This window comes from Anabaena sp. CA = ATCC 33047, assembly GCF_963870205.1.
Taxonomy (GTDB): Bacteria; Cyanobacteriota; Cyanobacteriia; order Cyanobacteriales; family Nostocaceae; genus Trichormus.
The window spans coordinates 1-6,761 of sequence record NZ_CAWMSA010000032.1 but is presented as its reverse complement, the minus strand read 5'-3'; the positions used below and the strand labels follow the sequence as shown (position 1 = coordinate 6,761).

The following is a 6,761-nucleotide window of genomic DNA, read 5'->3' as shown; positions in this document are numbered from 1 at the left end:
AAGCCGAAAGCTCCATGTAGTGCCACGAATGGCCATAAGCCACCGAGTTGACACCAACGGGTGAAGTCGCCTTGAGCTTCTGGCCCCCACAACAGTAGTAGGGAGTGTCCCAAACTGTCGGCGGGGGTAGATACTGCTACTGTGAGGAAGTTACAGCCTTCCAGATAGGAGGAGGCTAGTCCGTGGGTGTACCAGGAGGTAACAAAGGTTGTGCCGGTGAGCCAACCGCCTAGTGCGAGGAAAGCGCAGGGGAACAGTAATATCCCTGACCAACCTACGAAGACGAAGCGATCGCGCTTCAACCAGTCGTCTAGTACGTCAAACCACCCTCTACTGGGGGCGCGTCCTACTGCGATGGTCATCTAACTAAAATCCTCTGTTTACTAAAATTGCAACGTTTCCGAGGAAATAACGTTTTTTCTTGACACCCTCAGCAGGTTTATAATTGCTGAGTTCCTGAGATGCTACCGCCTAGTTGAGTCGGCATTTCTCAGGGTTATGCCGTTACACCTACCATGAGCTAGTTACCTAGCTTGTAGTAACTTAATGCTTCTTAACTTATCACATTGTTAGGGGTTTCGCGCAACCCACTTAGGATAATCAAGTGTTGAAAACGAACCTATTAAATAATATCAATATCAGAATTTTAACAATTTGACACAACTTTTCTCAGAAATCTTGGGAGTGGATAGGGACTGGGGACTGGGGATTGGGGATTGGGGATTGGGGATGAGGGAGCTTTCAGAGCAGGGGGAGCAGGGGAGCAGGGGGAAAAATTCTTTCTCCGTCAACCGTCAACCGTCAACCGTCAACAATTTTTAATTTTGAATTGATTCATGCTCCATGCCTAGTCCCCAATCCCCAGTCCCCAATCCCCAATCCCCAATCGCCAATATTTAGCTTGCAAGACATCCTGTAGAAATGGCAGACTTTTAGAAAAGGCACGCACTCACAGGCCAAGGTAGTTCAATGACGGCATCAACAACAGTAAGCAAAGGCGATCGCATCCTGCATCAAAAAGTTCTCGGTTCTCGTCGGTTCAGCAACTACTGGTGGGCAACTATTGTCACAATGGGAGCCACAGGCTTTTTATTGGCTGGGATATCGAGTTATTTACAAGTAAATCTACTCATAGTCACCGATCCAACTCAACTGGTATTCGTACCTCAAGGGTTGGTCATGGGCTTATACGGTACTGCTGGTCTGCTTTTAGCCTTGTATCTGTGGCTAGTTATCCTCTGGGATGTAGGTGGTGGCCACAACGACTTCAATCGAGAAACAGGTAAAATTAACATTTTTCGTTGGGGATTTCCGGGCAAAAACCGCAAAATTGAGATTGATATCCCCATTCAAAGCATACAGTCTGTACGTATTGATATTAAAGAAGGTTTAAATCCTCGTCGCGCCTTATATCTCCGTGTTAAAGGTCGTCGAGATATACCTTTGACCAGAGTTGGTCAACCATTACCCTTAGCCGAGTTAGAAACTCAAGGCGCAGAATTAGCCCGCTTTTTAGAAGTACCTTTAGAGGGATTGTAGGGGAGGTGTTGGAGCAGAGGGAGCAGGGGAAATTTTTCTCCAAAATTTTTTTTGAATTTTGAATGAGAGAATTTTGAATTTATCTGCCCAATTCCCAAAAGAGGCTAAGATACATGGGTTGAGTCAGTAACTGGCAATGCGGTTAAAAGTTTCACAATTATTGTTTGCGCTTGTGATAGTCAGTGCTTTGATGCTGGGAAGCTGTTCTACAAAACAGGCTAGCTCTAATTCTGCTCCAGGATCGACGACGACCGACACAACCACAACAACTACTGAAGCAACATCTGTATCTGAGACTATCAGCGAGAGTATTCCGGGAATGAAAAATTTACCACGCCTCGAAGGCAAAGCTACCGTGGTGATGACAGTTAATGGATCACCGATCACCATCGAAGTAGACGGTACTAATGCGCCCATTACAGCCGGCAACTTTGTTGATTTGGTGCAGAAGGGTGTGTACGATAATTCAATGTTCCATCGAGTTGTCCGTGATCCCCAACCGTTTGTAGTCCAAGGGGGCGATCCTAAAAGTAAAGATCCCAAAACTCCACCACAATTTCTAGGAACTGGTGGTTATATTGACGAAAAAACTGGGACTGAACGTTCTATTCCTTTGGAAATTAAGCCCAAAGGCGAACAAGAACCGATTTATGGTAAAACATTCGAGTCTGCTCGTGTGAGTAAACCACCAGAGTTACAACACAAACAAGGTGCAGTAGCAATGGCGCGCTCGCAGCAACCAGACTCTGCTTCTTCTCAGTTTTACTTTGCCCTAGCTGACTTAGGGTTTTTAGATGGTAATTATGCCGTTTTTGGTTATGTCACCGACGGCTTTGATGTAGTTAACAAAATTCAGCAAGGCGATCGCATTCAATCGGCGAAAGTCACTCAAGGTGCTGAAAATTTCAAAACTCCACAATAGCGATTCGGGGAGTGGGGAGTAGGCAGTAGGAAGGAAATCAGTGGTTTTCTCGATTTCCCATTCCCGATTCCCCATTCCCGATTCCCCATTCTCGAAATCTCAAATTGGTTGAAATTGTTATTACTGGTATCGGTTTAGTTTCCGCTTTGGGTAAAAGCCTAGAGGAAAGTTGGCAAAAATTAATTACAGGTGAGTCTGGAATTAGATTGCATCAACCTTTTCCAGAACTATCCCCACTGCCTCTAGGTTTGATTGGTGAACAACCAGCTAAATTGAGAGCGTTGACTCAACATGTCGTAGAGGTTGCCATCAAAGATGCTGGTCTATTGACAAATTTACCTGATTGTGCTGTAGTGATTGGTTCGAGTCGTAGCCATCAAGCATCCTGGGAAGATTTAGCCAGGAAAATGTATGCAAAATATCCCAGCCAATATAGATATACAAGCGGAGAAAGTTTAGAGAATTGGTTAGAAACTTTACCCCAAATGAATGCGATCGCAGCTGCCAGGCAAATTGGAGCGACGGGGATAGTTTCCGCACCGATGGCAGCTTGTGCTACAGGGATTTGGGCAATTTCTCAGGCAGCGTTGTTGATTCAAACAGGGCAATGTCCTAGAGCGATCGCCGGAGCCGTAGAAGCACCAATTACACCCTTAACCATATCTGGGTTTCAACAAATGGGTGCTTTAGCCAAAACCGGAGCTTACCCCTTTGATGTCAACCGTGAAGGCTTGGTATTAGGTGAAGGGGCGGCTGTGTTTGTCTTGGAAACAAAAGAGTTAGCACAACAACGACAAGCGAAAATTTATGGTAAAGTGTTGGGTTTTGGGTTAACAGCAGACGCATATCATACCAATCAGCCAGACTTAGAAGGTAGGGGTGCGATCGCAGCTATTAAGCAATCTCTAGAACGCAGTCACCTTACACCCCAGGATATAGATTACATTCATACTCACGGCACAGCTACCCCACTCAATGACCATGTAGAAAGCAAAGTGATCAAAAAGCTATTTCCTCATCAAGTGCCAATTAGTTCCACTAAAGGAGCTACAGGTCATACTCTAGGAGCATCGGGAGCTATGGGTGTAGCTTTTACTTTGTTAGCTATGCAACAGAACATCTTACCCCCCTGCGTAGGATTACATAAACCAGAATTTGATTTAAATATAGTTAAAACTGCGCTTCACAGTCCTATCCGCCAAGCATTATGTTTGAGCTTTGGCTTTGGTGGACAAAATGCCGTTGTTGTGTTGGGTCAATCTACACTTTAGTTGGCTCATGTTTAGAAGAATTCAATCTGCAAAGTAGTTGAAAAATCAATTGGCTGATTTTCCAGCGTAGCAAATTGAGTTCCTTGAAAGAACAAATTGCCAGTAGACGCATCGTAAGAAAAGTCATTAACGTTAGAACTGCCAAAAATGAATTCATAAATCTGGATTTTGTCACCTTCACTAACATTAAAGTCTTTGATGATAGCAACACCTTGAAATAAACTATCAAAGACAAATGTATCTTGACCAAAACCACCAGTCAGAATATCGTTACCACTGCCACCACTTAAAGAATCATCTCCATCACCACCTATTAAGATATCATCACCATCTTCTCCCAAGAGAGTGTCGTTACCACTGCCACCAATTAAGGAATCATTACCGAAGTAACCCAACATATAATCATTGCCACTGCCACCATTGAGAGTATCATTACCTTCCAAACCATCAATAAAATCATCCCCTCCATTGGCTAGGAACAGATTATCTTGACTATCTCCAAAAATATAGTCGTTTTGATTTGTACCTTTGACATGATCAAAGTTTTCTATTGCGAATGATTGAATACCATCAAGACCAACTACATCTAAAAATTGATAGTTAAGATCCACATTGATTGATGTGTTGATATCTGCTGTAGAAGCATCAATCATGTTACTAGCTGCATTGGAATCAGCAACAATTCTCTCTATTTTGCTCAATTGATCCTGACCAAGACCGCCATCTTTTTGAATCACTCCTGTCGGTAAGAGGGTGATACTTTGTCCGATTTGACTATAGTCAGCTGTATCATAATCCTCTCCTCCATTTAAGGTATTATTACCACTACCGCCATCGAGGGTGTCATTACCAAATCCACCATTGAGGATGTCATCACCACCATAGCCAAATAATTGGTTATCTTGATAGTCACCTGTGAGAGTATCAGCTTGATTTGTGCCTTTGACATCATCAAAGTTGACTACATTCCAAGATTTAGAACCATTGCTGTCTGTAATCATGACAGTTTCAGCTTCTAGGTTGGCATTAATAGATGTAATGTTGCTCAAAGCGGAAACATCAATGGTGTTATTGACTGTACTCGCATCAGCCACAATCTTTTCTATGCCAATCAGTTGATCAGTGCCAAGACTACCTTTGTTGACTGTACTACTGGCTTGAAAAGTGATACTTTGACGCAATTGGCTGTAATCGGCAGTATCATTACCCGTACCACCATTTAGGGTATCATTGCCACTACTAGCTCCGAGTGTATCATCACCACCATTACCAGATAGTTGGTTATTTTGAGCGTCGCCAATGATGATGTCCTGAAGATTTGTACCATTGACATGATCAAAGTTAACCACACCTACAGTTTTGACACCAGTGTTGTCGCTGACAGTCAAAGTTCCGGTTTGTAGATTAGCATTGATGCTGGCATTGTTTCCCCATGAGGTGGCATTGATCAGGTGATTATTGACACTGCTATTGGCAATAATCGTTTCAATGCTAATCAGTTGGTCTTGACCAAAGGTGTCTTTGTCGATGCGGTCAATAGCTGTGAGGATGAGTCGGCGATTGACTGGAGTGTAGTTGGCGATATCTTTGCCATCACCACCATTGAGGGTGTCGTTGCCACTACTACCAAACAGAGTGTCATCATTCTCCCCACCGTCTAGACTATCGTTGCCTGTATCTCCATTTAGAGTGTCTCTACCATATCCTCCCTCTAGGGTGTCGTCTTCACTTCCACCTCTGAGAAGGTCGTTACCATCTCCACCGATGAGGCGATCGCTTTGCGCTCCTCCATACAACTGATCGTTGCCGAAACCACCATCTAATGTATCGCTGCCTGTGTCCCCATAGAGGCTGTCATCTCCTGCGTCTCCATAGAGGCTGTCATTCCTAGAACCGCCTCTGAGTAAGTCGTTACCATTACCGCCATCGAGGGTGTCGTTACCAAATCCACCATTGAGGATGTCATCACCACCATAGCCAAATAATTGGTTATCTTGATAGTCACCTGTGAGAGTATCAGCTTGATTTGTGCCTTTGACATCATCAAAGTTGCCGACAGTCCAAGTTTGAGAACCATTGATGTCTGTAATCGTGACAATAGAAGCTTCCAGATTGGCATTGATCGATGTAATGTTGCTTAACCAGGAAACATCAATAGTGTTATTGGCTGTACTCGCATCAGCCAAAATTCTTTCTATACCAATGAGTTGATCTGTACCACGACTACCTTTGTTGACTGTGCTAGTCCCTCGGAAAGTGATACTTTCACCGAATTGGCTGTAATCAGCAGTATCATTGCCTGTACCACCATCTAAGGTATCGTTGCCACTACTACCTCGGAGTGTGTCATCTCCACCATTGCCAGATATTTGGTTACTTTGAGTATCGCCAGTCATCCTGTCATCACCATTTGTACCATTGACATGATCAAAGTTGATGACGTTCAGACTCTGGACACCAGTGTTGTCGGTGACAGTCAAAGATTGGGTTTGTAGATTCACATGGATGCTGGCATTGTTTCCCCATGAGGTGGCATCAATCAGGTGATGATTGATATTGCTATTGGCAATAATTGTTTCAATGCTAATCAGTTGGTCTTGACCAAAGGTATCTTTGTCGATGCGGTCAATAGCTGTGAGAATGAGTCGGCGATTCACTGGAGTGTAGTCGGCAGTATCTAGGCCATCACCACCATTTAAGGTGTCGTTGCCACTACTACCACACAGGGTGTCAAAGTTCCCCCCAGCGTCGAGGCTATCGTTACCGTCATCGCCATTCAGGGTGTCGTTACCATATCCCCCTTCTAGGGTGTCGTCTTCACTACCACCTCTGAGTAGGTCGTTACCATCTCCACCAAGGAGGCGATCGCTTTGCGCTCCTCCATACAACTGATCGTTGCCGAAACCACCATCTAATGTATCGCTGCCTGTGTCCCCATAGAGGCTGTCATCTCCTGCGTCGCCATAGAGGCTGTCGTTGCTAGAGCCACCTATGAGTACGTCGTTACCACTACCGCCATCGAGGGTGTC

The 6,761-nt window shown here is 44.4% G+C and carries 4 protein-coding genes and 1 pseudogene; 3 read left to right on the top strand and 2 right to left on the bottom strand.

All coding sequences use genetic code 11. The annotated features are described in order from the left end of the window. A pseudogene (locus AACS98_RS06910) lies at positions 1-362 on the bottom strand (photosystem II D2 protein (photosystem q(a) protein)); the annotation flags it as partial. 607 nt (positions 363-969) lie between these two features. Between AACS98_RS06910 and AACS98_RS06905 the strand changes: the two are divergent. The 3 genes from AACS98_RS06905 to AACS98_RS06895 all read left to right on the top strand — a co-directional run bounded on the left by AACS98_RS06905 (position 970) and on the right by AACS98_RS06895 (position 3,732). Next, positions 970-1,539, top strand: a complete 570-nt coding sequence (locus AACS98_RS06905; protein WP_066377647.1) for a photosystem I assembly protein Ycf4 — start codon at positions 970-972, stop codon at positions 1,537-1,539. Positions 1,540-1,675: 136 nt separating this feature from the next. Then, positions 1,676-2,461 carry a peptidylprolyl isomerase gene (locus AACS98_RS06900; RefSeq protein ID WP_066377646.1) on the top strand — a complete coding sequence of 262 codons (786 nt, stop codon included), beginning with the start codon at positions 1,676-1,678 and terminating at the stop codon, positions 2,459-2,461. 104 nt (positions 2,462-2,565) lie between these two features. Further along, entirely contained in the window at positions 2,566-3,732 is a 1,167-nt protein-coding gene (locus AACS98_RS06895) for a beta-ketoacyl-ACP synthase (protein WP_066377645.1), read from the top strand. Between the two features lie 11 nt (positions 3,733-3,743). On the opposite strand, the gene AACS98_RS06890 is transcribed toward AACS98_RS06895, so the two are convergent. Further along, positions 3,744-6,761, bottom strand: a 3,018-nt coding sequence (locus tag AACS98_RS06890) for a calcium-binding protein (protein ID WP_445206783.1), incomplete at its 5' end; no start/stop codon positions are given.